At 72.9% G+C, this 25,585-nt stretch carries 28 protein-coding genes and 1 tRNA gene; 11 read left to right on the forward strand and 18 right to left on the reverse strand.

Annotation, left to right across the window (positions count from 1 at the left end; all coding sequences use genetic code 11):
• The 5 genes from ACN27D_RS19490 to ACN27D_RS19510 all read left to right on the forward strand — a co-directional run bounded on the left by ACN27D_RS19490 (position 1) and on the right by ACN27D_RS19510 (position 4,154).
• Entirely contained in the window at positions 1–990 is a 990-nt protein-coding gene (locus ACN27D_RS19490) for a UTP--glucose-1-phosphate uridylyltransferase (RefSeq protein WP_120571750.1), read from the forward strand.
• Entirely contained in the window at positions 987–2,300 is a 1,314-nt protein-coding gene (glp, locus tag ACN27D_RS19495) for a gephyrin-like molybdotransferase Glp (RefSeq protein ID WP_334459871.1), read from the forward strand. The genes ACN27D_RS19490 and glp overlap by 4 nt, the downstream gene beginning before the upstream one ends.
• Positions 2,297–2,938 (forward strand): GNAT family N-acetyltransferase, encoded by a 642-nt coding sequence (locus ACN27D_RS19500; RefSeq protein WP_421499673.1) that lies wholly within the window; start codon positions 2,297–2,299, stop codon positions 2,936–2,938. The genes glp and ACN27D_RS19500 overlap by 4 nt, the downstream gene beginning before the upstream one ends.
• 169 nt (positions 2,939–3,107) lie before the next feature.
• Positions 3,108–3,890, forward strand: coding sequence for a hypothetical protein (locus ACN27D_RS19505; RefSeq protein WP_421499674.1), 783 nt, complete (start codon positions 3,108–3,110; stop codon positions 3,888–3,890).
• A 190-nt stretch (positions 3,891–4,080) separates the two neighbouring features.
• Positions 4,081–4,154 (forward strand) — tRNA-Ala (locus ACN27D_RS19510).
• 120 nt (positions 4,155–4,274) lie between these two features.
• Here ACN27D_RS19510 and ACN27D_RS19515 read toward each other — a convergent pair.
• The 6 genes from ACN27D_RS19515 to ACN27D_RS19540 form a co-directional block, all read right to left on the reverse strand.
• Positions 4,275–4,970: a proteasome protein gene (locus tag ACN27D_RS19515; RefSeq protein WP_120571748.1), complete on the reverse strand. Its 696-nt coding sequence runs from the start codon at positions 4,968–4,970 to the stop codon at positions 4,275–4,277.
• 192 nt (positions 4,971–5,162) lie between these two features.
• Positions 5,163–5,381, reverse strand: coding sequence for a hypothetical protein (locus ACN27D_RS19520; protein ID WP_120571746.1), 219 nt, complete (start codon positions 5,379–5,381; stop codon positions 5,163–5,165).
• 27 nt (positions 5,382–5,408) lie between these two features.
• The gene (locus tag ACN27D_RS19525) at positions 5,409–6,191 is read right to left on the reverse strand and encodes a methyltransferase domain-containing protein (RefSeq protein ID WP_421499675.1); all 783 of its coding nucleotides are present in this window, start codon (positions 6,189–6,191) and stop codon (positions 5,409–5,411) included.
• 109 nt (positions 6,192–6,300) lie between these two features.
• Positions 6,301–6,780: an SRPBCC family protein gene (locus ACN27D_RS19530; RefSeq protein ID WP_357899706.1), complete on the reverse strand. Its 480-nt coding sequence runs from the start codon at positions 6,778–6,780 to the stop codon at positions 6,301–6,303.
• Complete coding sequence (locus tag ACN27D_RS19535; RefSeq protein ID WP_013473924.1) at positions 6,777–7,124, reverse strand: ArsR/SmtB family transcription factor; 348 nt, start codon at positions 7,122–7,124, stop codon at positions 6,777–6,779. The genes ACN27D_RS19530 and ACN27D_RS19535 overlap by 4 nt, the downstream gene beginning before the upstream one ends.
• Before the next feature lie 27 nt (positions 7,125–7,151).
• Positions 7,152–7,778, reverse strand: a complete 627-nt coding sequence (locus ACN27D_RS19540; protein WP_421499676.1) for a DUF1963 domain-containing protein — start codon at positions 7,776–7,778, stop codon at positions 7,152–7,154.
• Between the two features lie 136 nt (positions 7,779–7,914).
• On the opposite strand from ACN27D_RS19540, the gene ACN27D_RS19545 reads away from it, so the two are divergent.
• Positions 7,915–8,655, forward strand: coding sequence for a hypothetical protein (locus ACN27D_RS19545; RefSeq protein WP_421499677.1), 741 nt, complete (start codon positions 7,915–7,917; stop codon positions 8,653–8,655).
• 25 nt (positions 8,656–8,680) lie between these two features.
• Here the strand turns inward: ACN27D_RS19545 and rox are convergent, their stop codons facing one another.
• Genes rox through ACN27D_RS19560 form a run of 3 tightly spaced genes read right to left on the reverse strand, consistent with a single transcriptional unit; the run spans position 8,681 to position 11,295 of the window.
• Positions 8,681–10,108 carry a rifampin monooxygenase gene (gene rox / locus ACN27D_RS19550; RefSeq protein ID WP_421499678.1) on the reverse strand — a complete coding sequence of 476 codons (1,428 nt, stop codon included), beginning with the start codon at positions 10,106–10,108 and terminating at the stop codon, positions 8,681–8,683.
• Between the two features lie 20 nt (positions 10,109–10,128).
• The gene (locus ACN27D_RS19555) at positions 10,129–10,305 is read right to left on the reverse strand and encodes a hypothetical protein (protein ID WP_421499679.1); all 177 of its coding nucleotides are present in this window, start codon (positions 10,303–10,305) and stop codon (positions 10,129–10,131) included.
• A gap of 51 nt (positions 10,306–10,356) precedes the next feature.
• Positions 10,357–11,295: a helix-turn-helix domain-containing protein gene (locus ACN27D_RS19560; protein WP_278091308.1), complete on the reverse strand. Its 939-nt coding sequence runs from the start codon at positions 11,293–11,295 to the stop codon at positions 10,357–10,359.
• Positions 11,296–11,389: 94 nt separating this feature from the next.
• On the opposite strand from ACN27D_RS19560, the gene ACN27D_RS19565 reads away from it, so the two are divergent.
• The 3 genes from ACN27D_RS19565 to ACN27D_RS19575 all read left to right on the forward strand — a co-directional run bounded on the left by ACN27D_RS19565 (position 11,390) and on the right by ACN27D_RS19575 (position 15,619).
• Positions 11,390–12,400 (forward strand): saccharopine dehydrogenase NADP-binding domain-containing protein, encoded by a 1,011-nt coding sequence (locus ACN27D_RS19565; protein WP_421499680.1) that lies wholly within the window; start codon positions 11,390–11,392, stop codon positions 12,398–12,400.
• A 124-nt stretch (positions 12,401–12,524) separates the two neighbouring features.
• Positions 12,525–14,645, forward strand: coding sequence for a cellulase family glycosylhydrolase (locus tag ACN27D_RS19570; protein WP_421499681.1), 2,121 nt, complete (start codon positions 12,525–12,527; stop codon positions 14,643–14,645).
• Between the two features lie 110 nt (positions 14,646–14,755).
• Entirely contained in the window at positions 14,756–15,619 is an 864-nt protein-coding gene (locus tag ACN27D_RS19575; RefSeq protein ID WP_358176534.1) for an alpha/beta fold hydrolase, read from the forward strand.
• 6 nt (positions 15,620–15,625) lie between these two features.
• Here the strand turns inward: ACN27D_RS19575 and ACN27D_RS19580 are convergent, their stop codons facing one another.
• From ACN27D_RS19580 to ACN27D_RS19600, 5 genes are all read right to left on the reverse strand, one after another.
• A complete protein-coding gene (locus tag ACN27D_RS19580) occupies positions 15,626–16,090 on the reverse strand; it encodes a hypothetical protein (protein WP_357899733.1) in 465 nt (154 codons plus the stop codon).
• Positions 16,091–16,207: 117 nt separating this feature from the next.
• Positions 16,208–16,399, reverse strand: a complete 192-nt coding sequence (locus ACN27D_RS19585) for a general stress protein CsbD (RefSeq protein ID WP_120571734.1) — start codon at positions 16,397–16,399, stop codon at positions 16,208–16,210.
• A 124-nt stretch (positions 16,400–16,523) separates the two neighbouring features.
• Complete coding sequence (locus ACN27D_RS19590; RefSeq protein WP_121686295.1) at positions 16,524–17,240, reverse strand: VOC family protein; 717 nt, start codon at positions 17,238–17,240, stop codon at positions 16,524–16,526.
• A 128-nt stretch (positions 17,241–17,368) separates the two neighbouring features.
• On the reverse strand, positions 17,369–18,568 hold the full coding sequence (locus ACN27D_RS19595; protein ID WP_358176528.1) for a hypothetical protein: 1,200 nt from the start codon (positions 18,566–18,568) through the stop codon (positions 17,369–17,371).
• A 75-nt stretch (positions 18,569–18,643) separates the two neighbouring features.
• A complete protein-coding gene (locus ACN27D_RS19600) occupies positions 18,644–19,300 on the reverse strand; it encodes a 4'-phosphopantetheinyl transferase family protein (RefSeq protein WP_358176525.1) in 657 nt (218 codons plus the stop codon).
• 127 nt (positions 19,301–19,427) lie between these two features.
• On the opposite strand from ACN27D_RS19600, the gene ACN27D_RS19605 reads away from it, so the two are divergent.
• On the forward strand, positions 19,428–19,703 hold the full coding sequence (locus tag ACN27D_RS19605; protein ID WP_120571731.1) for a hypothetical protein: 276 nt from the start codon (positions 19,428–19,430) through the stop codon (positions 19,701–19,703).
• Between the two features lie 52 nt (positions 19,704–19,755).
• Here ACN27D_RS19605 and ACN27D_RS19610 read toward each other — a convergent pair whose 3' ends face one another.
• The 3 genes from ACN27D_RS19610 to ACN27D_RS19620 form a co-directional block, all read right to left on the reverse strand.
• The gene (locus ACN27D_RS19610) at positions 19,756–20,529 is read right to left on the reverse strand and encodes a peptidase (RefSeq protein ID WP_421501176.1); all 774 of its coding nucleotides are present in this window, start codon (positions 20,527–20,529) and stop codon (positions 19,756–19,758) included.
• A 2-nt stretch (positions 20,530–20,531) separates the two neighbouring features.
• A complete protein-coding gene (locus ACN27D_RS19615) occupies positions 20,532–21,824 on the reverse strand; it encodes a VWA domain-containing protein (protein ID WP_421499682.1) in 1,293 nt (430 codons plus the stop codon).
• 295 nt (positions 21,825–22,119) lie between these two features.
• On the reverse strand, positions 22,120–23,790 hold the full coding sequence (locus ACN27D_RS19620) for a dolichyl-phosphate-mannose--protein mannosyltransferase (RefSeq protein ID WP_120571728.1): 1,671 nt from the start codon (positions 23,788–23,790) through the stop codon (positions 22,120–22,122).
• A 92-nt stretch (positions 23,791–23,882) separates the two neighbouring features.
• On the opposite strand from ACN27D_RS19620, the gene rsmI reads away from it, so the two are divergent.
• A complete protein-coding gene (rsmI, locus tag ACN27D_RS19625; RefSeq protein ID WP_393378243.1) occupies positions 23,883–24,722 on the forward strand; it encodes a 16S rRNA (cytidine(1402)-2'-O)-methyltransferase in 840 nt (279 codons plus the stop codon).
• Between the two features lie 12 nt (positions 24,723–24,734).
• Here rsmI and ACN27D_RS19630 read toward each other — a convergent pair whose 3' ends face one another.
• Entirely contained in the window at positions 24,735–25,565 is an 831-nt protein-coding gene (locus ACN27D_RS19630; RefSeq protein ID WP_244933095.1) for a hypothetical protein, read from the reverse strand.
• Positions 25,566–25,585 lie beyond the last annotated feature (20 nt).

Here is a 25,585-nt window from a genome sequence, read left to right on the forward strand (position 1 = left end):
ATGTCGGAGCACTCAGCGAACCCCTCAGCGGCCCCCGGCCGCTCCCGCGCGGTCAAGGCCGTGATCCCGGCCGCCGGCCTGGCCACCCGGTTCCTGCCGGCCACCAAGGCGGTTCCGAAGGAACTGCTGCCGGTCGTCGACCGGCCGGTGCTGCAGTACATCGTCGAGGAGGCCGCGCAGGCCGGCATCGACGACATCCTGCTGATCACCGGTCGCGGCAAGACCTCGATGGTGGACCACTTCGACCGCCGGCCGGACCTGGAGGAACGGCTCGCCAAGAAGCCCGAGCTGCTGGCCGAGGTCAAGCGCACCGAGGAACTGGCCGCGATCTACACGGTCCGCCAGCCGGAACAGCTCGGCCTCGGCCACGCCGTCGGGTACGCCGAGTCGCACGTCGGCGACGCGCCCTTCGCGGTGCTGCTCGGCGACGAGTTCGTCAAGCCGTCCGAGCCGCTGCTGCCGGCCATGCTGGAACTCCAGGCGCGCACCGGCGGTGTGGTGCTCGCGTTCTTCGAGGTCGACCCGGCCGAGACCAGCCGATACGGCATCGCGTCGGTCGAGCCGGCCGAGTCGGAATACGCCGACATCGCCGAGGTCGTCAAGGTCACCGGCATGGTGGAGAAGCCCAGCCCGGAGGACGCCCCCAGCAACCTCGCGGTCCTCGGCCGGTACGTCCTGCCCGGGAAGATCTTCGACGCGATCCGGCGTACCCAGCCGGGCAGCGGTGGCGAGATCCAGCTGACCGACGCGATGGAACTGCTGCGTACCGAGGGGGTGCCGGTGCACGCCATCGTCTACCGGGGCACCCGCTACGACACCGGCATGCCGCTCGGCTACCTCCAGACCGTGGTGCAGATCGCCGCCGAGCGGGAGGACCTGGGCGCCGAGTTCCGCAAGTGGCTGACCGAGTTCGTCAACAACGGCGACGAGACGGTCACCGCTGCGGTGCTCAACGGCATCCGCGACGCGTCCGGCGGTGCCGATACATGACCGCGACGGCCGACGCCGAGGCGGCCGCGAACGAGTTGACGCCGCTCGCCGACTACCTGGGCAGTGTGCTGCGCAGGTTACGAGCGCTGCCTCCACTCGACCTCGACCTGACCCAGGCGTACGGCAACGTGCTTGCCGAGGACGTGGTCGCCCCGCACTCGTACCCCGCCTTCGACCAGGCGGCGGTGGACGGGTACGCCGCGCGCTGGGAGGACATCTCCGGTGGGAGTCGGGGGCCGGGCTACGTCCCGGCCCCCTCCGGTATGCCCGGCGGCCGCAGCATCCGCCTCAACGTGGTGGGTGACCTGGGCGCGGCGAGCTGGCGGCCGGTGCGGCTCACCCCCGGCTCCTGCTTCTCGGTGGCGGCGGGGGCGCCGCTGCCGATCGGCGCGGACGTGGTCGTCCCGGTGGAGTGGACCGACCAGGGCATGGCCGCCGTCGAGATCTTCCGCGCCCCCAAACGGGGGTACGGCCTGCGCCGCGCCGGGGAGGAACTCGTCGCCGGCACGCTGCTCGCCCGCGCCGGCGCGTACGTCTCCCCGGCCCTGGTCGCGGTGTTCGCCGCCACCGGCATCGGGCACGTGGTGGTACGGCCCAGCCCGCGCGTGGTCATCGTGGCCACCGGCGACGAACTGGTGGACGTGGGCCGGGGCAGCCAGCCCGGGCAGGTGGTGGACACCAACTCGCACGCGCTGACCGCGGCGGCGGCGGAGGCGGGCGCGCTCGCGTACCGGGTGGGGATCTGCGACGACGACCCGGAGGCGCTGCGCGGCCTGTTGGAGGACCAGACGCTGCGCGCCGATCTGATCATCACCACCGGCGGCACCGGCACCGGCCCTGGCGACATGGTCCGCCGCATCCTGTCCCGCCGCGACGGCGGCCGGGCCGGGCCGGTCACCTTCACAGAGGTGGCCCTCTATCCCGGAACGGCCCTCGGGTTCGGTACGGTCGGCGCCGAGGAGGTGCCGGTGGTGTGTCTTCCCGGTGAGCCCGGCGCGGCGCTGATCGGCTTCGAGGTGCTGGCCCGCCCGGCCATCCAGCTGCTGGCCGGCGCCGAACCGGTGTTCCGGCCGAGCGTCCGCGCGCACCTGCTGGAGACGGTCTCGTCCCCGGTGGGGCTGCGCGAGTTCCGGCCCGCGCACGTGGCCGAGCGGCGCGGAGGCGGGTACACGGTGCAGCCGCTGGCGGGTGGTCCGTACACGCTCTCCGGCCTGGCCGAGGCGAACGGCCTGCTGGTGCTCGGCGAGCGGGTCACCACGGCCGCTGCCGGGTCCACGGTGGATGTGTTGTTGTTGGACCGGCGCCGGTGAGGTTCCGGCGGGCGCCGGGGTGGCCGGCGGTGCTGGTGGACGGCCCGGTGGTGCTGCGGCCGTACCGGCGTTCGGACGCCACCGCATGGTCGGAGATCCGGCGCGCGAACCGGGAGTGGCTGGCGCCGTGGGAGTCCCATGTGCCCGGTGGCTGGTACGAGACGAACTCGCCCGCCGCGTTCCGCCTGGTGCACGCCGACCAGCGCAAGTCCGCGCGTACCGGTGAGGGCATGCCGTTCGCGGTCTGCCTGCGCGAGAACGGGCAGGAGCGGCTGGTCGGTCACGTCAACATCGGCAGCATCGTGCGGCGGGCGTTCTGCTCCGGGTACGTGGGCTACTGGGTGGACTCCAGGGTGGCCGGTCGCGGCGTGATCCCGACCGCTGTGGCGCTCGCCGTGGACCACGCGTTCGGGCCGGGCGGCCTGCACCGGATCGAGGTGAACATCCGGCCGGAGAACCTGCCTTCCCGCCGGGTGGTGGAGAAGCTCGGCTTCCGCGAGGAGGCCTATCACGTGCGCTACATGCACATCGACGGCGCGTGGCGCGACCACATCGGATACGCGATGACCGGCGAGGAAGTGGTCGCCGAGGGCGGACTGCTGGCGCGGTGGCACCGCGTACGTGACAACCGCCGCTGAGGCGAACGCCCGGCGCGGCGCACTGTGAACCGGGTCGGCGGCCCGTAACCTCAAGTAACTGCAAGCTGTGGCAAGCGCTGCCCGCCCGCACGAAGTGCGCCGTAAACGACGGTCGACGGAAGAAGTTGCGGCGGTGTGACGCTCGCCCCGAACTTTGGTGACGGGAGGGGTGAGGGTGCCCACGTCGGTGCTCCTCGCCGTCCTCGCCGCCGCCGGTCTGCTCGCCCTCGCTCCGGCGCTGGTCCGCCGGTACGACGCCACCGAGCGGCTGGTGGCGGAGCGGGCGCAGTCGACGGCGCGGGTGCTCCAGCGCCAGCGTCGACGGCGCACCGTGCCCGGGCGGCGACCGCTGCAGCCTCCGCGCTCCCTCGTCGTGACCCTCAGTGAAGATTCCGACACGGGCAGTCTTGCCCGCCCGGTCTCCGCGCCACCGCTGCGGCGTCGCTCCGGGCGGCTCCGGCCCGTCTCCGCGGTGCCGGCCCAGTCCCGCCGACGGCACCCGCCCCGGCGGCGGCACACCCCGGCGATCTACCGCCGGCGCCGGGTGCTGGCCGCGCTGCTGCTGCTCAACCTGGTCGAGCTGGGCGGCGTGGTGCTCGTCGGACCCGGGTTCTGGATCAGCGTCTCGGTCACCGGCGCACTGCTCGTGGCGTACGTCGTACACCTGCGGCAGCGCGCCCTGGCCGAGCGCCGGCGGCGGCGCGCGGACGCCCGCGAGGCGGCCTGGCTGGCCGCCCGCCAGGCCGAGGTACGCCGCGAGCAGGCCCGGCGCGCGGCGGCCCGGCGGGAGGCGCAGCGCCGGCTGGCCGCCCAGCGCGAGGCGGTCCGGCGTACGGCGATGGGGCTGGACCGTCCCGCGGACCTGCCGCCGGCCGCGAGCGGCGGTTCGGTGTCCTACCGGCGTGCGGGCGGCCTGCGCGGACGCCCCTACCAGTCCGGCCGAGGCGCCTGACCCCTCACCTGCCTCGCCGGTGCTGGGCTCGGTAGCGATCTTGGAAGAATTGGGCCCCTCTGGGGGCCGCTTTCTTCCAAGATCTACGTGGGCGGTGGGGCGGTTCGCGTCGCGGGGCCGCGACCTGTTAGCCTTGTTGCCGGCCCACCCGGTGAAAGCTGGGTGGGACCGACGCTGGTTCGCCAGCGGAGGGGCTGTGGCGCAGACCGGTAGCGCACCTCGTTCGCATCGAGGGGGTCAGGGGTTCAAATCCCCTCAGCTCCACCCAGTTCAAAGGCCGTTTCCGCCAGTCGGAGACGGCCTTTTCGATCTCGCCCTCATGGCACGGTGGACAACCCCCGACGGGTCGCCACCGTGCCGGTCGTCGCCGATCACCCGCCGGCGTCAGTCGAACAGGTCGTCGAGCGCCTTCTGTTCGAGGTCGCGCCAGCGCTCGGCGTCCTTCAGCGCCTTGGCGATCTCCTTCTCGTCGAGGTGGTGGGCGCCCTCCTCGCGGATGCACGCCACGCTGAACGGCCCGCCGACCGACGGCGAGGTCCGCTCCAACGCCTCCAGCACCCGCACCACGCCCACCACGCCGTACTCGACGGTGCGCGTCGTCATCCGGAAGTGGGACAGCAGCGCGCCGGCCTGCTGGGCCATGGGTGCGCCGGAGCCGATGGCGTGGAAACCCACGTCCTCGTATCGGCCGATGAGCCCGTTTGGGTTGATCTCCACGATCCACGGCCCGCCCTGGCTGTAGCCGGCCGCGAGCAGGTACGCCGACACCCCGCCGCCGCTGCCCTCGCCCGGTACGTCCGGGATGTAGTTCTCGTAGTGCTTCTTGAAGACGGGCAGGACGCGCTCCTGCAGTTCGTCGCCGATGTCCGGTGCTTCGAGGATGGCGGTGGCCGAGTCCTGGAGAAGGGGGCGCAGGTCGTTGAGCACTCCCCGCGCGCCGCTGCCGCCCCAGGCGGCGCAGTCGCCCAGCGGGTGCAGCTTCTGGGCGGGGAAGCTCAGACCGCGGTCGCTCTCGGTGATCTGGGAGTCGGCGCCGATCACGACCCCGTCTTTGCAGACAACGGCGAGTACGACGGTCATAAGGTCCTCCTGAGCAGGGGTGCGGGGTTGGGCGCGAGGTACCCGACGCCCCGCCTGCCTACACCCCGACAGGTGTCAGCCCGCTCACTGCCCCGGTTCGACTGGAGCCCGAGGCGCGCTCCAGTGCCCTCTCGAACTCTCGGTGCTGTGCCGCAGGATCTACGTGATCAGCCGGGGTAGCCACCGGGTGCGTTACCGCGACGGCTCGTGGAAGTAGACGGTGGCCGACCACCAGTCACCGTCGGCAGTGATCTCGTTCTGTACGACGACGTCCTGGACCTCGATGCCCGGCCGCTGTTCGATGCTGTCGGCGATGCGGCGTAGCAACGCCGGGACACTGTCCTGTCCTGGACCCACGGGATTGGCCTGCGAGAAGTGCCTGATGGTCCACGACTCCGGTTCGGGCGGCATGGCGACAGTCTGCCAGTGCCCTCCGTCTCAGGTGACGGTCGCCGCCGTGAGGAAGAACGTGACTGCATAGGTGAACCGGCCCGCGTCGACGGCCTCGTCGAACTGGTCTTCCAACGCGCGAGCGTCGCCGGGTTCGAGTACGCCGCGCTGAGCCGCTGTGGCAGCCCAACTGCGCAGGCCCAGAACGTTGTCGGCGGCGGCCGGGTCGCGAACCAGCAGCGTTCGGGGCTCGACGGTGATGTCGGCCAGACTGAGCGTGGCGAGAATGCCGGCGTGCTGGTGGGCCAGGGTGCCGTTGCGGAGGAGGACGTCGGCCCGGAACCGCAGCACACGTCGCGCCAGATCCTGGTCGGCGATGTCGAGTACCTGCGTGTCGTAGTCGGGGTCCGCGAGGGCGATGCGGCCACCCGGCCGGACGACCCTGACGAGCTCCCCGATCGCGGCGTTGGGATCGGCGAGGTGTTGCACGGTGCGGTCGGACCAGGCGCCGTCGAAGGAGTCGTCGAGGAACGGCAGCCGGTGGGCGTCGGCGACGGCGCATTGCGTCAAGCCGCGCGCCTGCATGGCGGCAGCCATGGTGACTGCGCGGTCCACGGTCACCACGCAGGCGTCGTGTTCGTCTCTGAGGCGGACCGCGCTCGCCCCGGTGCCCGCACCGACCTCGACGTAGCGCCGGCCGGGCACCGGATGGAGCAGTTCGCGGACCCGATGCTGATACGCCTGGTAGAAGGGCTCGTCGGTGAGGCGGTCGAGCACGCCGATCCACGAGTCCGGGTCTGACTGCCGGTCGACGTCGGTGAATCCGTGCACGATCCGGAGCCTATTGCGCCGCCGTCGGCTCCTGCGGCAACGGCGTGGGGTGCATCGTGAGGTGGATCAGCCCGTGCTCCTCGTGCACCGTGCGGCCCAGGACTCTGCGCTATCTCGCCTCGGTGAACAGGGCGGCGTAGCGGTTCAGGTACAGCGGCCAGCCCTCGTCGTGGCCGACGCCGTCACGAACCGACTCCCAGCCCGGACCGTGCCGGTCCAGGTTGCGGTGTTCCAACTCGACCCGGGTCCGCCCCGGTGTCTCGGCGACGAACCGGACCTCGACCTCGCTGGCGTTCTCCAGATCCTGTTCGAGTTGCCATGCCGGGCTGATGTCCCAGCTGAAGACGAGCCGGTCCGGCGGCTCGAAGACGAGGATCCGCGCCCAGGCGCACTCGCTGCCGTCCTCGGCGCGATCGTAGATGTGTCCACCGACCTTCGCCTCGAACACCGTCTCCGCGATCGGCGACGACAGCAGGTTGTGCTCCTTCGGCTTGAAGTCGCCGAACCGCTCCGTGAACACCGCGAAGGCGCGCTCGACCGGCGCGTCGACCACGATCTGCCGCCGTACCACCGCATCCGTTCCACTCATGATTCCTCCTCGTCAGGGCGCTCGGCGACGTCCTTGAAGCCGTCCAACGCGCGGCTCCAGTAGGTGTCGAGCTGATCTCGTAGGGCGGCCACGCCGGCGGGATTGAGCCGGTAGACACGCTTCGTGCCCGCCGTCCGGTCCGTCACGAGGCCGGCGTCCTTCAGCACCCGCAGATGCTGCGACACCGCCGGCCGGCTGACCGGCAGCACCGCGGCCAGCTCGCCGACCGCCCGCGGCTGCTCCGCGAGACACGCGATGATCGCCCGCCGCGTCGGGTCGCCCAGGGCGTCCCACCCGTCCTCGGTTCGGTAAGTGCCCACGAACGGTAAGCTACGGCTTACCATTGGCGTTCGTCAAGCCCGAAAGGCAGGTCACTGTTGCCACAGGAACGCCGCCGTCGAGCACGGCCGGCAGCGGAATCCGTACCCGCAACCACCGCCACCGAAGTTGAAGCCGGTGCGGTGATCGTGGCCCTCCTCAAGCTGGACGACGAACGACATGGGCAGGGCACAGGCGGGACAGGTGGGCGTCTGGTCGAACTGGAGCCACGCCGGCAGTCCGCCGAGTTGCCCGAGGACGTCTCGCAGCGGTCGGCCCGACTCACCGCGCCAGCGTTCGCGCGCCTCGTCGTAGCCGTCGGAGTCCCGCATCGGCACGTACGTGACGGCGGACGTCTCGGCCGCCAGGACGGTGTCGCCCGAGGGCACGGCAGGCGGAGCCAGCTCCCCGGAAGGGAAGACGAACGCGCGATTGCCGCCGGCTGTCGCATCCCACTCGTCGCAGAGGCCCGGATCGTTCTGGCACATGAAGATCGACAAGAGTCCGACGTCGGCCGCGTCGATGTCGTCGAGCCGGACCTGGGCCAGGAACTGCATCGGTCCGTCGCACTCGCCGCACACCGGCCAGTCGAAGCCCGCAGGTACGAGCGGAACACCGCCGGTACGTGTGCCGGGAGTGTCCGGCGCCGTGTCACCGTTGTAGATCATCAGAACCGTCACGCGGCGCAGCATAGGGGAGAGCGGATGCGCTGGGGTCCGTCCGGCGGTCGGCCCGCGGCCGGGCGGCCGATTGGAGTCACGTCCGTTGGTAGCCTGACGCGTCCGTACGACAGATGGAGTCTGCCCGGTGCTCAGGATGGTGCTACGGAGGCTGGGCGCGGCGGGCGCGGTCTGCGTGGTGGCCGCGTGCGGACCCTCTACTGCTGATCCAGCGGATCGTTCGGCGGGCGAAGCCGTCCCCTCCACGGCCGAGGCGACCGGCACGCCCACCACCCGGAAGCTTCCGGCGACCGGCGGCGCCGGCTACTCCGCGTCGCTGTCAGCGCGGCTGGTGACCACGGACGCACTGCCACCAGGGTTCACAGTGGACATCGCGACGGTCCTGGCCCCGGATGCGGGCCGGCAGCGCCCCGGCCCCGAGGTGCCCTGTGCGGACATGATTCCGCTGTTGTCGGCCAAGCGGCTGACCGGTACTCCGTCGGCGATGGCCGCTGCCACAGTCAGCTCCGCCGAGGGCCCCGACTACCCGTGGGTGGCGAACGAAGTGCTCAGGACGTACGCCGACGACGGCGCCCGAGGGGCGATGGCGGACCTGCGGACGCTCATCGGCCGGTGCCCTGCCGTGGCGTCACCGGGCCAGGACGGAGGCAGCTACCGTTTCGCGGTGGTGCCGGGGCCGCGACTGGGCGACGAGAACATGCGCATCGACTCCAGCACGATTTCCGGTTCGACCACGCTGGAATGGGACAGCATCCTCGTCCGGACCGGCACCACCCTGGTGACCGTTCATGAGCAGGGCAACGAGCCCGGCGGCGACGACCACCTCACCCGACTCGTCGAAGCCGCGCTCCGCAGCTACCAGACGACGGGACCCTGACCGTCCTTTGGCGGTCGGCGGCAGCTCACCGCGTCGCTCCGCCGAACCACCTGGTGAGAGCGTCGTCCAGCGTCCGCTGGTCGTCACCGGTCCAGACCACGTGCCCGTCCGGCCGCAACAGCACCGCCGGCACGTCCAGCTCGTCGCCGGTGCCGGCGACGAGCCCGACCCGGTCGGCCCAGCCGTCCACCGACAGCTTCCCGGTCCCGTCGAGCAACAACCCACCGCCGGTACGCATCAGCTCGTACAGGCGTCCATGCGGCAGCGGTACGTCGCGCAGCCGCCGCCCGAGCAGGGCGTGCCCCTCGCCGACGTCGTACCGGACGCCGATCGCCGTGACCTTTTCGATCAGGAAGCGGTTGACCTCGTCGAAGTCCATGAGCTGCGTCAGCATCTCCCGCACGGCCTGCGGCCCGGGCTCGTTCGTGGTGAGCAGCATCTGGGCGCGCGTGTTGGTCAGCACGTCGGCGGCGACCGGCCGCCGCTCGGACTCGTAGGTGTCCAGCAGGCCGTCCGGCGCCCATCCGTTCACGGCCGCCGCCAGCTTCCAGCCCAGGTTGAATGCGTCCTGGATGCCCAGGTTGAGCCCCTGCCCGCCCAGCGGCGGGTGGATGTGCGCGGCGTCGCCGGCCAGGAACACCCGCCCGATCCGGTAACGCTCGGCCAGGCGGGTCGCGTCGCCGAACCGGGACAGCCAGCGGGGGGAGTGCACGCCGAAGTCGGTGCCCGCGTACGCGGTCAGTTGCCGTTTGAAGTCGTCGAGCGTCGGCGGCACCGAAGTGACGTCGGCCGCCGGTACGACCACCCGGAACACGCCGGGCCTGCCGGACGGCCCGAGCCCGAACCGCTTCTCGGTGCGGCGTACCTCGGTCATGACCCTGGTGATCTCGTCCGGGGAGGCGGTCACCTCCATCTCGCCCAGCAGCGTGTCGACTGTCGACGGCTCGCCGGGGAATCCGACGCCGAGCAGCTTCCGGACGGTGCTGCGCCCGCCGTCGCAGCCGACCACGAACCGCGCCCGCAACGGCTCCGAGGGCTCGCCGTCGAGGTGGACCGTCACGCCGTCGTCGTCCTGCTCCAGCCCGGTCACCGCACGGCCGCGCCGGATCTCGGCGCCGACCTCGGCGGCGTGGTCGGCGAGCAGCCGGTCGGTGTGCGTCTGCGGGATGCCGAGCACGTACGGGTGGGCGGTGTCCAGATCGGCGGGCGCGGGCTTGTCGATGCCGGCGAAGAATCCCCGGATCGGATGCTTGCCGCCGTTGTCGAGGAACCGCTCCAGCAGCCCGCGCTGGTCCATCACCTCGATGCTGCGGACGTGCAGGCCGAGCGAGCGCACGTACGGCGGCGGCTCGGCGTCCCGCTCCAGCACGAGCACGCCGACGCCCTGAAGGCGCAGCTCGGCGGCCAGCATCATTCCGGTCGGTCCACCGCCGACCACGATCACGTCGAACACATCTTCCCCCGTGTCGAGTGTCAGGCGACCGTCCCCCCGAGCGGCACGACACCACCGGACAGGGAGCGGATGCGTGACACGAGCGCGGCGACGATCGGCCGCTGGTCGAATCGACCATATCCTCCGTGCCGGAACGCGCGGGCCTCTAACTCGCTGCCGCCGGCGCCGTCGTCGGGCACCCGTACCTGGTCCGTCATGGTCTGCTCCGGTGATCGGGTGGCCGACGCTACTACCGCCGGGCAATCCGGTCAGCCGCGGCGGAACGTGCGGCGGTAGGTGTCCGGCGGTACGCCCACGGTGCGCTGGAAGTGCCGGCGCAGTGTCGTCGCCGTACCCATGCCCGACGCCTCGGCGACGGCGTCGATGCTGTCGTCGGTGTTCTCCAGCAGCTCCTGCGCCCGCCGGATGCGCTGCGTCGCCAACCACTGCGAGGGCGTGGCGCCGGTCGCGGCGGTGAAGTGCCGGACCAGGTTGCGGGTGCTCATGGTCGCCTGGCGGGCGAGGTCGGCGACGGTGAGCGGGTGGTCCAGCCGCGCCATCGCCCAGGGGAGCAGCGCGGCGAGCGGGTGGTCCTCGCGGGCCGGGACGGGTGTGGTGACGTACTGGGCCTGGCCGCCCGCGCGGTGCGGCGGCACCACCAGGCGGCGGGCGACGGCGTTGGCGACTGTCGAGCCGTGGTCGCGGCGGATCAGGTGCAGGCACAGGTCGATCGCGGCGGCCTTGCCGGCGGAGGCGAGCACGTCGCCGTTGTCCACGTAGAGCACGTCCGGGTCGACCTGGACGCGCGGGTAGCGGGCGGCGAGCGCGTCGGTGTGCGCCCAGTGGGTGGTGGCGCGGAGCCCGTCGAGGATGCCGGCGGCGGCGAGCACGAACGCGCCGGTGCAGAACGAGACCATCCGGGCGCCCGCCTCGTGGGCGGCGCGGACGGCGTCGACCAGGTCGGGCGGCGGCTCGGCGTCGGTGTCCTCGATCGCCGGGACGATCACCGTGTCGGCGCGGGCCAGGTGGTCCAGCCCGTGGTCGGGCGTGACGGCGAACCGGCCGACGCCGACCGGGCCGGGGCCGCAGACCACGAGGTCGTACCAGGGGTCGGCCAGGCCGGTCGGGTCGCGGACGAAGATCTCGCAGGCCGCCGCCAGCTCGAAGTGCAGCATCCCGTCGGTGGCGGCGAGCGCGATCAGAGTCATGTCCGAAACTGTACGGGCATTGGCGTTTGCGCCACTGTCCCGGCCCTCGGATCCCGGCGAGGATCAGTTCAGTCGATCTTCGAGGGAGAGCAACATGCAGGTGGCGGTGTTCGGGGCGTACGGGCACACCGGACGGTTCGTGGTGGCGGAGCTGCGGGAGCGGGGTTACGAGCCGCTGCCGGTCGGGCGCGACGCGGGCAAGCTGTCGGCCGCGTTCCCGGGGGAGGAGCGCCGGGTGGCGTCGGTGGACGACCTGGCCTCGCTGGATCGGGCGCTGGCCGGGGCGGCGGCGGTGGTCAACTGCGCAGGTCCGTTCGCCTCGACCGCGGGTCCGCTGATCGAGGCCGCGGTGCGAGCGGGGATCCCCTACGTCGACGTGGCGGCCGAGATCGAGGCGAACCGGGACACGTTCGCCGACTACGCCGGGCGTGCCGGGGCCGCGGGCGTGGCGGTGGTGCCGGCCATGGCGTTCTTCGGCGGACTCGGCGACCTGCTGGTCACCGCCGCGATGGGGGACTGGACGGCGGCCGACGAGGCGCACGTCGCGTACGGGCTGAGCAGCTGGCATCCGACGGCCGGGACGGTCGCCTCCGGCGTCGTCTCGCGCGAGCGCCGCGCCGGTCGGCGGGTCCGCTTCACCGACGGGCGCCTGGTGTACGCCGACGGCGACCTGCCCCGGCTGGACTGGGAGTTCCCGGCGCCGCTCGGTGTCCGGCCGGTGCTCGGCGAGTTCACCATGGCCGACGTGGTGACGGTGCCGAGCCACCTGGACATCCCGGAGGTGTGCACGTACATGACCGTGGACGCGGCAGGGGACCTGGCCGCCGGGGACGCGCCGGCCGCTGTGGACGAGCGTGGCCGGTCCGCGCAGACGTTCACAGTCGACGTGGTGGTGCGCGCGGGTGACGTCCGGCGGCGGGTCGCGGCCCACGGGCAGGACATCTACGCGATCAGCGCGCCGCTGGCGGTCGAGGCGGTCCACCGGATCCTGACCGGGCGGACGCGGGCGACCGGTGTCGCCTCGGCCGGCCGGATCTTCGACGCGCCCGATTTCCTGCGCGCACTGTCGGCGCACCTCACCGTCGAGACGCCGCCGACCGCCTGACGTGCTTCCTGCATCCACGTCTGCCGATTGACAATGTTTAGATTCCAAACTTACTCTCGCGCTGGGCGGGTGCGCGCCCCGCCTTCCCCGTCCACGCGCCCCACCCCACCACGAAGGAACCACCATGTTCCGCTCTCCCCGTACCGCCCGATTGCGGGTCGGCCTGGTCGCCGCGACCGCCGCCACGCTCGTGACCGGCACCGCCGTGATGGCGACGAACGCCCAGGCGGCCGCCGGCTGCCGCGTCACCTACACGACCGCCAGCCAGTGGCCCGGCGGTTTCACCGCGAACGTCGACGTGACCAACCTCGGTGACCCCGTGAACGGCTGGAACCTGCGCTGGACGTTCCCGTCCGGCCAGCGGGTCACCCAGGCGTGGAGCGCCACGGTCACGTCCTCCGGCGCCGACGTCACCGCCACGAACGTCGGCTACAACGGCGCCATCGCCACCAACGGCAGCGTCTCGTTCGGCTTCAACGGCTCCTGGTCCGGCGCGAACACCGCGCCGACAGCGTTCTCGCTCAACGGAGTGGCCTGCACCGGCGGCGTCGGCGGAACCACCCCGCCGCCGACCACCACGCCCCCGCCTACCACGCCGCCCCCGACCACCCCGCCGCCCACCACGCCACCGCCCACCACCCCGCCGCCCGCCGGCAACGCGATGGCCGCCGTCGCCGCCATGCAGCCCGGCTGGAACCTCGGCAACTCCTTCGACGCGGTCGGCGCGGACGAGACCGCGTGGGGCAACCCGCGGGTCACCGAGGCGCTGCTCGACAACGTCCGGGCGCAGGGCTTCAACAGCATCCGCATCCCGGTGACCTGGAGCAACCACCACGGCGCCGCGCCGAACTACACCATCGACGCGGCCTGGCTCAACCGGGTACGCGAGGTGGTCGGCTGGGCGCTCGCCGACGGCTTCTACGTGGTGCTCAACATCCACCACGACTCGTGGCAGTGGATCAACACGATGCCCACCGACCGCACAGGCGTGCTGAACCGCTACAACGCGCTCTGGACCCAGATCGCCGCCGCGTTCAAGGACTCCTCGCCGAAGCTGACCTTCGAGAGCGTCAACGAACCGCAGTTCACCGGCAACTCCGGCGACGCGCAGAACGCCACGCTGCTCAACGAGCTGAACACCTCGTTCCACCGCATCGTCCGCCAGTCCGGCGGGAACAACGCCACCCGGCTGCTGGTCCTGCCGACCCTGCACACCTCCGCCGAGCAGGCCCGGGTGGACGAACTGGTCAGCACGTTCAACACGCTGAACGACCCGAACCTGATCGCCACCGTGCACTTCTACGGGTACTGGCCGTTCAGCGTCAACGTCGCCGGGGGCACCCGGTTCGACGCGACGGTCCAGCAGGACCTGACCGACCAGTTCGACCGCGTCTACAACGCCTTCGTCACCCGCAACATCCCGGTGATCATCGGTGAGTACGGGCTGCTCGGCTTCGACCGCCACACCGGCACCATCGAGCAGGGCGAGAAGCTCAAGTTCTTCGAGTTCCTCGGCCACTACGCGCGCAGCCGCAAGCTGACCACCCAGCTCTGGGACAACGGCCAGCACTTCGACCGGACGTCCTTCGTCTGGAAGGACCCCGAGCTGTTCGCGCAGATCAAGTCGAGCTGGACCACCCGCTCCGGCACCGCGTCCAGCGACCAGGTGTACGTGCCGCGTACCGGCTCGATCACCGCCAAGAGCCTGACGCTCAACCTGAACGGCACCACGTTCCAGGGGCTGCGCCAGGGCACCACCGACCTCGTGAACGGCACCGACTACACGGTCTCCGGCAGCACCCTGACGCTCACCGCGTCGGCGCTGACCCGGCTGGTCGGCTCCCGCGCGTACGGGGTGAACGCCAACCTCCAGGCCCGCTTCTCCACCGGCGTGCCGTGGCGGATCAGCATCATCTCGTACGACCCGCCGGTGCTCTCCAACGCGACCGGCACCACCGCCGCGTTCACGCTCCCGGCGCAGTTCCGCGGCGACCAGCTCGCCACGATGGAGGCGAAGTACGCCGACGGCAGCAACGCCGGGCCGCACAACTGGACCTCGTACAAGGAGTTCGACGTGACGTTCGCGCCGAACTACACCGGCAACACGATCGCGCTGAAGCCGGAGTTCTTCGCCGAGGTCAACGACGGCCAGCGGGTGACGCTCACGTTCCACTTCTGGAGCGGCACGAAGCTGACCTACTACGTGACCAAGTCCGGCAGCACCGTCACCGGCACGGTGAGCTGACCGCGACGGCACGGCTCGCGGCGGTGGGCGCCGACACCGCCGCGAGCCGCGCCCGGCACACGTTTCCGCAGGACCGATGATTTTCCCGGCCGGCACCGGTCGACAGAGGCATGAAGACGCTCACTCTGCAGACGCCCGAGGTCGACCTCGTCTACGACGTCCACGCCCCCACGGCGGCCGAGGGCGGGCACCGCCCCCTGTTCATGATCGGCCAGCCCATGTGCGCCGACGGCTTCACCACGCTCGCGTCGTACTTCCCGGACCGCACCGTCATCACGTACGACCCGCGCGGGCTCGGCCGGAGCGTCCGCAAGGACGGCCGGAACGACTCGCTGCCCGAGGTGCAGGCCCGAGACGTACGCGACATCGTCGACGCCCTCGGCGTGGGCCCGGTCGACATGTTCGCCAGCAGCGGCGGCGCGGTGACCGCGCTCGCCCTGGTGGCCGCGTACCCGGACGTGGTGACCACGCTGGTGGCGCACGAGCCGCCGCTGACCACGCTGCTCCCCGACGCCCAGGCGGCCGGCCGGGCCATGGCCGCCTGCCAGGAGGCGTACCGGAAGAACGGCTGGGGTGCCGGCATGGCGGCGTTCATCGGCCTGACGTCGTGGCGGGGCGAGTTCACCGACGACTACTTCGCCCAGCCCGCGCCGGACCCCGCCGCGTTCGGGATGCCGACCGAGGACGACGGCAGCCGGGACGACCCGCTGCTCTCCGACCGGTCCGCGGCGGTCACCGTGTACCGGCCGGACGCCGACGCGCTGCGCGCCGCGCCGACCCGCGTGGTGATCGCCGTGGGCGAGGAGTCGGCGGACACGCTCACCGCGCGGACGTCGGTGGCCACCGCCGAGCTGCTCGGCGGGCAGCCCGCCGTCTTCCCGAGCCACCACGGCGGGTTCCTCGGCGAGGAGATGGGCCAGGCCGGGCAGCCGGAGGCGTTCGCGCGCCGGCTGCGGGGGATCCTCGACGCCTGATCGGGCTCAGGCCCGGCGCACCTCGGTGAGCATCGCGGGGTAGGGCCCGGCCGGTGTGCCGGGCCCGGCCTGGTCCGCGGGGACGACGTTCTCCATCCGCAGTCGCAGGAGGGCCGGGTCGGCGGTGTCGAGGACGATCCGCCATCCCCAGCCGCCGCCGTACTCGGCGCTCAGTTCGACAGCCGAGACCCCGTCCGCCGCGCCGGTGAGCGTCATCGGGGTCGGTTGCTGGTGCCACGAGTCGCCCCACCAGGCGACGAGCGAGCCCGGCCGGTCGCCCGCGGCGATCACCAGCAGGCCGTCCTGCGGGCCGTCGTCGGGGTGGTCCCACGAGTACGACACGGTGGTCAGGTGCCCGCCGGCCGCGGTGGCGACTGTGAGCGCTGCGGGCGACTCGGCGAGCGGGTCGGCGGGCATCAGCCGGAAGCCGTTGGTGCCTGCCCAGGACCCGGTGACGTCGGTGAGAACCATCGCCACAGGATAGGAACCACCCCCGACACCGCCCCTCCACGCCGGTCCGTGGAGATCTTGGAAGATTTCGGCCCTCTGTGCGGGCCGTCGGCTACCGGGATCTCCGGCGACGCAGGGTCAGGCGGAGAAGTTGTCGTCGGCGTCGCGGGCGTCCGCCTGGATGTGCTCGCCGGGGCGCTTGCCCCGGATCTCGTCCTGTTCGCGTACCCGGTCCGCTTCGGCGTGTTCGTCCTGGTTCAGGTCACCGAGCCGCGCCCGGGCCGGACCGGCCAGATCCTCCAGGTCGTTCTTCGCGCGCTCGACGCTCATGCCGCCTCCCCGGATCGTCGCGTCGCGGCCCTCGCCGCCTGCCGCGTCGCGTCCCCGCTGGCCCGGCCGGCAAACCGCCACCGGCCGGGCTCCGCCGCGCTACCCGGGCCGCCGCGCCGGGTGGCTATCCGGGCGGCATGCTCGCGGTCAGGTCCTCGGCGTGCCGCAGTGTGTCGGCCAGCGCGTCGCGCGCAGCGTCGTCCAGCGGGACCGACCGGGCCTGCCGCACCAGCTCCCGCGCCGTCTCCGGCTCGCCGAGCTGCAGCGCCAGCTCCGCCCGGTAGACCAGCGCCTCCACCTGGACGGCCGGGTCGTCGGCGGCCTCCGGGCGGGCCAGCGCGCCGTCGAGGATCCGCGCGGCCTGGGCGGGATTGCCGCGCGAGTCGGCCTGCACCACCGCGTTGCCCAGCGTGCGGGCCAGGCCGCCCTTGTCGTCGGCCCGGGGTGGCTCGGCCCGGCCGACGAACCGGATCCAGTTGCCGCCGGGGTCGACGATGCTGAACCCGAAGTGGCCGTCCTGGTTGCGGCGGGGCCGGGGCCGGGTCATCCGGGGCACGCCGGAGACGAGCACCCGGCCGTACGTGGCACGCATGCCGTCGGCGAAGGCCCGGTGGATGTCGACCAGGTCGTCCACCACCACCAGGCAGGAGCCGTACGAGTCGGCGGGATCGAACTCCGGCATCCCGAAGAAGTGCAGATGGAGATCCTCCCGCCGCAGCGTGAGGTACGGGTTCGGGCGCTCCTGCCGGTACGTGGCCTCGAAGCCGAGGGCCTGGTAGAAGGGTGCCACGTCGTCCAGGGAGCGGCACGGCAGCAGTGGGATCGTCGTCTCGTTCGCCATGCTCCGAGCCTGGCGACCGAGGGTCGGCACGCGCACATGGAAATATCCGATCGGCTGCCGGCGTCACCCGAACGGACACGGGGGCCGGTCCGCTGTGGACCGGCCCCCGTGCGGGGCATCGCGTGGGGTCAGGGCTTCCAGGACCCGGCGGAACGGAAGCGGTGCTTGTACTCGACGACGCCGTTCTGGTCCTTCACGTCGAAGATGAGCTGGCCGCTGCGCTTGGAACCCTCGGGCAGGTTGGTGCCCGAGGTCATCAGCTTGCCGCAACCGGAGAAGGCGCCGCCGATGCCGCTCTCCTCGGTGCCGTCCGCGGCGACCCAGGTGAAGTAGAACGGGTTGATCGAGCCGGTGCCCTTGGTGATCTCGGCGGTCACATCGGCGATCAGGAACATGCCGTTCTTCGGGCCGGGCATGACCTCGCTGCAGGCGGCGTTCCTGGTCCGGAAGTTGCCGACGGTGATCTCGATCGTGCCGCGGTCGTCGTTGACGACCAGCTTGTCGCCGGCCGGCATGTTGAACGTCTTGTCGTCGGTGTTGCCCGGCTGCGGCGTACCGGTGGGAGCGCCCGTCGGGGTGTCACCTGTGGGCTGGCCGTAGGTGACGCCCGGCGTGGGCAGCGAGTCGATCGCCTCCTGGGTCTTCTTCGCGCCGCTGTAGATGGCGAAGATGCCGCCACCGCAGCACAGCAGCAGCAGGATCACCGCGATGATGCCGACCGTGATCCAGACGTTCTTGTTCGACTTCTTCGCCGGCGGCCCGAACGGCGCTCCGGGCGGCGGCGGGTACGCGCCACCACCCGGCGGCGGGTAACCGCCCGGCGGCGGGTACGCCCCGCCCGGCGGCTGGTACTCACTGCCCGGCGGCTGGGACGCGGCACCCGGGGGCTGGTACTCGGACCCCGGCGGCTGGTAGGCGGCGCCCGGTGCCTGGTACTCGAACCCCGGCGGCTGGTACGCCCCGGGCGAGGGCTGGTACTCGCTGCCCGGCGGCGGGTAGGGCGCGCCCGAGGTGGGCGGCGCCGGCGGGAACGCCGTGGTGGGAGCGGGCGCGGGCGGGTACTGCTCGCCCGGACCCGGCTGCGCGGGATAGGGCGCCCCGGAGGTCGGCGGCTGCGGCGGACCGGAGACGGGCGGCGCGCCCGAGACGGGCGGCTGCGGCGCGTCCGAAGGCGGCGGATAGGGCGCGCCCGAGGTCGGAGCGGGCGGCGGCGCGTACGGGCTGCCCGGCACCGGCGGCATCGGGGCGGTGGGGAACGCCTGCGTCGGCGGTTCCTGCGGCTGCTGGTTCGGGTCGGGTGACCCGGACGGAGGCTGAGGGTGGCTCACCGTACTCCTTGGGCGCCTTCGGAATTTTCAGTCGGAACGACGGTACAAGCCGGGCACAACCCGCCCGGCAGTGGCTCATCGATGTGGCAGGACGGCCGCGGTGCGGACCAGGTCGTCGTCCACGGCGAACCGTCCGGTCACCGCTGACGGCGGATCGGGTACCGGGGCGGCGGCGATCCGGGCCGGTGCGATCACCGCGTGGAAGGTGCCCGCCTCCGGGTCGAGCACGACGCGCGCGTCGGCGAAGCCCAGCCACGTCCCGACCAGCGGGTGCCAGACCTTGTAGACGGTCTCCTTCGCGCTGAACAGCACTGTGGGCCAGGGCGTGCCGGACGGCAGCCGGGCCAGGTCCGCCTCCTCGTCGGGGTGGCACACCTTCCGCCGTACCCCGGCAGAGAGCGGCCGGTAGCGCTCGGCGTCGATACCGACGGCGCGCACGTCGGCGGCGCGGGCGGCGGCCGCCGCGCAGTAGTCGCGGGTGTGGGTGATCGCGCCGACCACGCCGGGCGGCCAGATCGGGGCCCGGTCGGCGCCGGCCGGTACCGGCGTGGCGGGCAGGCCGAGCGCGCCGAGCGCCCGGCGGGCGCAGACGCGCCCGGCGGTGAAGTCACGGCGGCGGCCGGGCACCGCGCGCTCACCCAGGGCGGCCAGCTCGGCCGGGAGCAGGTCACCGGCCCAGTCGGCGGGGGCGGCCACCGCGACGGCGACCTCGGCCGGAAGCAGATCACGCACGAGAGGTGGATGACGGGGACACGCGGTGAACGTACCGTAACGCTTGGGCGTGCCGCTGCGCTGAAGGAACGTTGCGGGGAGGCAACCGGTCCATCACCACCCATTTCCGACTCGGAAGGAGCGGCCGATGACGCCTGGCGCGGAGGGCTCGGGGAGCACCGGCGGCGAGCACGTGCCGGTGACCCCCCACTGGACCTGCGGCTCGTGCGGTGACGACTGGCCCTGCGCCACGAAACGTCATCACCTGCTGCGCGAGTACCAGGTGGACCGGGCGTCGTTGAGCGTCTATCTCGGATCCTGCCTCGCCGCGGCGACGCAGGATCTGCGCTCCGTGCCGGTCACCGCGCTCCAGGACCGGTTCATCGGCTGGGTGCCGCGCGGCCCGCGTACCGCCGAGGCTTGAGCGCGTCCGGTGGCCGCCGCGTCGGGTTCGCGGCGGCCACCGGCTGCGGTCCTCAGGGGCGGCGGGGCCGCCGGGTGAGCCCGAAGCCGACCACGCCGGCCACGGCGGCGAGCACTCCGCCCACCGTGGTCCACACCCAGCGCGACCCGGCCTCCGGGAGCCAGCCGGTCAGGTCGATCTCCTCGTCGGCCACCGGCTCGGGCGTCGGCTCGGCGGTCAGCACGGTGCCGGCCCGGGTGTTCGGCACCAGCGGCGCGGCCAGTTCGCCGTCGTCGCCGGACGCGCCGCCCTCGTCGGTCGCGCCGACGAGCATCTCCACGTCGATCGGCAGGCCGAGGTCGGGCTCGGGCAGGTCGGTGACGGAGAGCCGGATGTAGTAGGTGCCGGGCAGCGGGTCGCCCGACCAGGGCTCGGCCCACGGCCGTACCCGCCGCAGCGTGCAGCCCAGCGCGACGCTCGTCGCCGACGCGTCGGCGGTGGGGGTCTGCGCGCCCGCTGTGCACGCCTGCCGGCGGCGCAGCCCGTCGAAGACGTCGACGGTCCAGGTGGACGCGCCGCTGCGTGTCTTCGGGAACGTGACGGTGGCGGTCACCTCGTGCACCTGCCCGGCGTCGGCGCGGAACGACCAGTACAGGTGGTCGCCGGTCGACGCGCCGACCTGCACCGGCTGACCGGCAGTGACGGTCGTGGCGGTGAGGAACGAGGTGCCGGCCTTGGTCACCGTGGTCGCGCCCGGTGACGGGCTGGGCGCGGCCAGGGCCGCCGCCGGGGTGAGCGCGAGTCCGGCGGCGGTGGTCGCCGCCGCGGCGCGGATCAGCGTACGCATGCTCAGTTCGTCCTCCACGTGTGCACCCACCAGCGGGTGAGCAGTCCGGCGAGCAGCCCGGTGAGCAGTCCGGCGAGCGTGAGCAGGAGCAGCAGCACCCAGCCGCGGCCGAGGTCCGGTCCGTCCGGCGCGGGGGAGGCGGCCACCACGTCGACCGTCAGCTCGACCGGCATGCCGGGACGGGCCTGGGTGCCGGGCTTGGCCGCGAACGAGTTGCTGACCACCAGGCAGACGGTCCGTGCGGCCTGCTCCGTGCCCGGCGTCGGCTCGGCGCTCGGGCCGTCCTCCTCCTCTTCGGCGGCCGACCAGCGCAGCCCGGCGGAGACCACGTCGGTACGCCCGCTGCCGGCGTCGACGCCCCGGACCAGTTCCCGCCCGTCCGGCGCGGTGGCGCGCAGCAGCACGCCGTAGTCCGGGTTGACCGGGCGGTCCAGCGCGACGCTCACCGAGGCGCGCAACTCCTGCCCGGGCCGCACCGGCACCCGGTACCAGCGGTGCTCGGAGAACGCCTCCCGGTCGCTGTAGACGCCGGGGGCGAGCAGCGGCGCGCCCTCGCAGGCCGTGCCGCCGCCGACCACCGCGGGGGCAGCCGTGTACGTGTCCCGGGCGCGGTCGACCAGTTGCTTGATCCGGCCGGTCAGCTCGTCGGCGCTCTGCGCGGCGGTGTAGGTGCCACCGGTCGCGCCGGCGATGCAGAGCAACTGCTTGCGTACCTTCTCGTCCGGCGCGAGGCCGAGCGTGTCGACCACCAGGCGCGTGCCCTGGGCGGCCAGCTCGCGGGCCACCTCGCACGGGTCGGGCGGCGCGCAGGTGTCCTCACCGTCGGTGATCAGCACGATCCGGCGGGCGGTGCTGCCGGTGCCCAGGTCCTGCGCGGCGGAGCGCAGCGCCAGCCCGACCGGGGTGAAGCCGGTCGGGCGCAGCCCGGCGACGGCGGCCTTGGCCTGGGTACGGTCCACCGGGCCGACCGGCACGATCTGCTGGGTGTCCAGGCAGCCCTGCCTCTTGTCCTTGCCCCGGTAGGTGGCGCCGAGCACCCGGATGCCGAGCTGTGTTTCGTCCGGCAGGGCGTCGACCACCTCGTTGAACGCCTGCTGGGCGACGGAGATCCGGCTGCGGCCGTCGATGTCGCGGGCCCGCATCGACCCGCTGACGTCGAGGACCAGCTCGACCTTGGGTGGTTCGGCGACGGGCTCGGTGGTCTCGTCGTCGGCCCCGGCGGGGCTCGGCCCGATCATCGCGGCCGCCGCCAGCAGTCCGATGAGGACGGCCGTCGATCGTCTCTTGTTGATCACCGGGCGAAGTGTAGTGAGATCCACTTTGGAAGATCATCCGGGTCACGGGTGCCCGTTCCCGGCGTCCGCCGGGGTCGTCACGGTCGCGCCCGGCCACCCACCGTTAGCTGCACCATGTAAACCTTTCGGCCGGTGGTGCACTCGTCGGAAATCTGACCGGCCCGCACCCGTTGTGCGGTTGCCGGAGTGTGGTTAAGCTCTGTCTTGCGCGCCCCAATCGCCCGCTTCCCCCGTGGCAGGCGATCGGGGCGCGCTTCTTTGTGCCGGGGCGCCGCGCAGTGCCCGGCGCCCCGCCTCAGATCCAGCGGCCGTCCAGCCACATCCGCGCCGACCAGTCCGCGTACGGCAGCACCCGGCCCACGAAGATCGGGTAGAAGTACGCGAAACACAGCGCCACGAGCAACACGTACGCGCCCGCGATGATCCCGCCCACCAGCCGGCGGTCGTGGACCTGTTGCGGGTCCGGTGGCGCGGCCGTGTTCGTCACCGGCGCCGGAGTGGCGATCGCGCCGAGCACGTAGACCACCGCGAGCACCAGGAACGGCACCGCCGGTGCGGCGTAGAAGGAGAACATCGTCCGGCCGTCGAGGGCGAACCAGAACCAGGGCAGCAGGCCGGCGGCGACGCTGAGCAGGATCGCGCCCGCCCGCCAGTCACGCCGGGCCAGACCGAGCCAGGCGGTCGCGGCGATCGCCGGCAGGAACGACCACCACAGCAGCGGCGTGCCCAGCAGCAGCACCTCCGAGGCGCAGCTCGGCGCGCCGCAACTGCCGTCACCGGACCAGTGGAACGCCACCGGGCGGCCGAGCAGCAGCCACTGCCAGGGCCAGGACTGGTACTTGTGCGGGTCGTCGAGCTGGGTGTGGAAGCCGTACGCGGCCTTGTGGTACTCCCACAGGTTGATCAGCGCACCGACGAACGGGGTGTCGCTCAGCTCCGGGTTGTTCGGGTAGCGCTCCGCCAGGCGGTAGTAGCCGTCCTGCCCGAGCAGCCAGCCCGACCAGGTGGCGACGTAGGTCACGAGCATCAGCACGCCCGCCGCGAGCAGCCACGGCAGCTCGTCGAGCACGGCGTCGCGCCACGGCCGGCGTACCCCGGACGAGCGGCGGACGCCGACCTCCCAGAGCAGCACCAGCAACGCGAACGCCGGCACGAAGTAGAGCGCACTCCACTTCACCGAGCAGGCGCAGCCGAGCAGCACCCCGGCCGCCAGCCGCCACCACGGCCAGTCCCGCCAGCCCGACGACGGACGGCCGGCCCGCCCCGGCTGGGTCGGGTCGAGCCCGCCCTCCAGCGCCCGGGCCCAGCGCCGCCGCCGGGCGTCCCGGTCGAGTACCAGCGCGCCGAACGCGGCGAGCACGAACAGCAGCAGGAAGATGTCGAGGATGGCCGTGCGGGACAGCACCAGGTGGTAGCCGTCGAGCGCGAGCAGCAGGCCGGCCGCGCAGCCGAGCACCGTGGAGCGGAACATCCGCCGCCCGATGCGGACCAGCAGCAGCACCGACAGCGTGCCGGCCACCGCCGCGCCGAACCGCCAGCCGAACTCCGGCGAGGTGGTCATCAGGTGACCCGGCACCGAGACGCCGCTGTCCGCGTCCTGGTAGCCGAAGGCCCACTCGCCGATGCCGATCATCCACTTGCCCAGCGGTGGATGCACCACGTACGAGGGGCCGTTGTCCTTGTAGTTCCACTCGAAGCCGCGGTCGATCAGCCCGTACGCGTCCTTGGCGTAGTAGGTCTCGTCGAAGATCTTCCCGGGCGGGAAACCGAGCCCCACGAAACGCAGGATGGCCGCGATGGCCACCACCACGGCTGTCGCCAGCCACGCCTGACCCCGGCCGATGCGGTCGTCGACGGTGGCGAGCCGGCGCCGCACGGCGGCGGCGAGCCCGGGCCCGGCGCCGTCGCCCCGGTCGGTGGTGGAAGGGTCCGGGTTCGCGCTCTGTGCTGTCGACGCACTCGTCACCCGGCGATCGTAGGCTGCGAGGGTGCCCGGTGGCGTCCGTCGTCTCCGAAATTGGTACGACCGTCGATGAGGGAGCGCACGCCGTGGGGGAAATGTCCGAGGTAGGACGGCTCGTGTTGCTCGGCGCGCCGCTCGGCAACCCGGCCGACGCGTCCGCCCGGTTCCGCGAGGTGCTGGCCGCCGCCGACGTGGTCGCCGCCGAGGACACCCGGCGGCTGACCCGGCTGGCCCGCGACCTGGACGTGACGGTGCCCGGCCGGATCGTCTCGTACTTCGAGGGCAACGAGGAGCGGCGTACCCCCGAACTGGCCGAGGTGCTCGCCGCCGGCTACACGGTCGCGCTTGTCACCGACGGCGGCATGCCCAGCGTCTCCGACCCCGGGTACCGGCTGGTCCGGGCCGCGCTGGACGCCGGGGTGCCGGTCACCGCGGCGCCCGGGCCGAGCGCTGTCACCACCGCGCTTGCGCTGTCCGGGCTGCCCTGCGACCGGTTCTGCTTCGAGGGCTTCCTGCCGCGTACCCCCGGCGCCCGCCGCTCCCGGCTGCGCGCGCTCGCCGCCGAGGAGCGCACGCTGGTGTTCTTCGAGGCGCCGCACCGCATCGCCGGTGCGCTCGCCGACCTGGCCGAGGCGTTCGGCAAGGATCGTCCGGCCGCGCTCTGCCGGGAGCTGACCAAGACCTACGAGGAGGTCGTCCGCCGGCCGCTCGGCGAGCTGGCCCAGTGGGCCGCCGAGGGCGACCCCCGGGGCGAGATCACGCTCGTCGTGGCCGGCGCCCCGGCCACACCGGCGGTCCGGCCGGACGACGAGACGCTGCGCGCCGCGGTGGCCGAGCGCGAGGCGGCCGGGCTGTCCCGCCGGGACGCGATCACCGAGGTCGCAACCGCGTACGGGCTGCGGCGGCGGGAGGTCTACGCGGTGGTGCACAGCTGAGGTGCCGGGCACCTACCAGGCGGCGGCCAGGAAACCGACCGTGATCAGCAGCGGGCCGGCCAGCGCCAGACCGACCGCCCAGCGCCGCTGCCGTTCCTCGGCGAGCCGGGTCGCCCCGGTCCACCTGGCGATCCCGGCGGCGCAGCCGGCCACCAGGGCCAGCCCCAGCAGCCAGCGCAGGTGCCGTCCGGCGCCGGTGTCCGCGTAGGCGGTGGACCCGTCCGGCCCGGTCATCCGCGCGCGCAGCGAACTGCCGGTGTCGGTGCGCCCGGCCGGTACGCCGCTGACCCGCACCCCGTGGGCCTGGAACCGGTCTCCGTCGGCGGAGAAGATGCCCCGGCAGCGCTGGGTGAGCCCGCCGCCCGCGCACTGCGTGATCATCACGGTGCCGCCGGTCGAGTGCCCCACGGCCAGCCAGAACGGCCCGGCGCTCACCCAGGCGAAGAACGCGGCGAGCAGGCTCAGCGTCAGCAGCACGGCCAGACCGGCGGGCGGGCTCGGCGGCGTGACCGGGCGGGCGCGTTCCCGCCGGGCGGGCGGCCGGCCGGGACGTGGGCGGGGCTCGTCACGCAGCGGCGTGCCGTCCCAGTGCACCTCCTCGATCGGCGCCCAGCCGCCGGACGTGGCGGCCTCGCGCTGCCAGCGCGGCTGGCGCACCGGCACCCGGTTCGGCACCGCGTCGACCGGTGCGCCGGTGGTCGGCTCCACCTCCACCGGCGGGTCCGCCGGGTCGAGCCGGGGCTGTGGGGCGACGGGCCCGCCGGGCGGCGTGGGCCGCGCCGCCCGCCGGGTGGCGGCCGCCGACGGCTCGGGCGCCGCTGGTCTGCTGGTCACGATGTTCATTTCACACCGGTACGTCCGGC

The sequence above is a fragment of the Micromonospora sp. WMMD1274 genome (genome assembly GCF_049179035.1).
GTDB classification, from domain to species: Bacteria; Actinomycetota; Actinomycetes; order Mycobacteriales; family Micromonosporaceae; genus Micromonospora; species Micromonospora tulbaghiae.

Coding starts and splice junctions, on each gene's coding strand:
- ACN27D_RS19490 (WP_120571750.1), top strand. CDS start 1: ATGTCGGAGCACTCAGCGAACCCCTCAGCGGCCCCCGGCCGCTCCCGC.
- glp (WP_334459871.1), top strand. CDS start 987: ATGACCGCGACGGCCGACGCCGAGGCGGCCGCGAACGAGTTGACGCCG.
- ACN27D_RS19515 (WP_120571748.1), bottom strand. CDS start 4,970: ATGACCGTCGTACTCGCCGTTGTCTGCAAAGACGGGGTCGTGATCGGC.
- ACN27D_RS19520 (WP_120571746.1), bottom strand. CDS start 5,381: ATGCCGCCCGAACCGGAGTCGTGGACCATCAGGCACTTCTCGCAGGCC.
- ACN27D_RS19530 (WP_357899706.1), bottom strand. CDS start 6,780: ATGAGTGGAACGGATGCGGTGGTACGGCGGCAGATCGTGGTCGACGCG.
- ACN27D_RS19535 (WP_013473924.1), bottom strand. CDS start 7,124: ATGGTAAGCCGTAGCTTACCGTTCGTGGGCACTTACCGAACCGAGGAC.
- ACN27D_RS19545 (WP_421499677.1), top strand. CDS start 7,915: ATGGTGCTACGGAGGCTGGGCGCGGCGGGCGCGGTCTGCGTGGTGGCC.
- ACN27D_RS19555 (WP_421499679.1), bottom strand. CDS start 10,305: ATGACGGACCAGGTACGGGTGCCCGACGACGGCGCCGGCGGCAGCGAG.
- ACN27D_RS19560 (WP_278091308.1), bottom strand. CDS start 11,295: ATGACTCTGATCGCGCTCGCCGCCACCGACGGGATGCTGCACTTCGAG.
- ACN27D_RS19565 (WP_421499680.1), top strand. CDS start 11,390: ATGCAGGTGGCGGTGTTCGGGGCGTACGGGCACACCGGACGGTTCGTG.
- ACN27D_RS19570 (WP_421499681.1), top strand. CDS start 12,525: ATGTTCCGCTCTCCCCGTACCGCCCGATTGCGGGTCGGCCTGGTCGCC.
- ACN27D_RS19575 (WP_358176534.1), top strand. CDS start 14,756: ATGAAGACGCTCACTCTGCAGACGCCCGAGGTCGACCTCGTCTACGAC.
- ACN27D_RS19580 (WP_357899733.1), bottom strand. CDS start 16,090: ATGGTTCTCACCGACGTCACCGGGTCCTGGGCAGGCACCAACGGCTTC.
- ACN27D_RS19585 (WP_120571734.1), bottom strand. CDS start 16,399: ATGAGCGTCGAGCGCGCGAAGAACGACCTGGAGGATCTGGCCGGTCCG.
- ACN27D_RS19590 (WP_121686295.1), bottom strand. CDS start 17,240: ATGGCGAACGAGACGACGATCCCACTGCTGCCGTGCCGCTCCCTGGAC.
- ACN27D_RS19605 (WP_120571731.1), top strand. CDS start 19,428: ATGACGCCTGGCGCGGAGGGCTCGGGGAGCACCGGCGGCGAGCACGTG.
- ACN27D_RS19610 (WP_421501176.1), bottom strand. CDS start 20,529: ATGCGTACGCTGATCCGCGCCGCGGCGGCGACCACCGCCGCCGGACTC.
- rsmI (WP_393378243.1), top strand. CDS start 23,883: ATGTCCGAGGTAGGACGGCTCGTGTTGCTCGGCGCGCCGCTCGGCAAC.
- ACN27D_RS19630 (WP_244933095.1), bottom strand. CDS start 25,565: ATGAACATCGTGACCAGCAGACCAGCGGCGCCCGAGCCGTCGGCGGCC.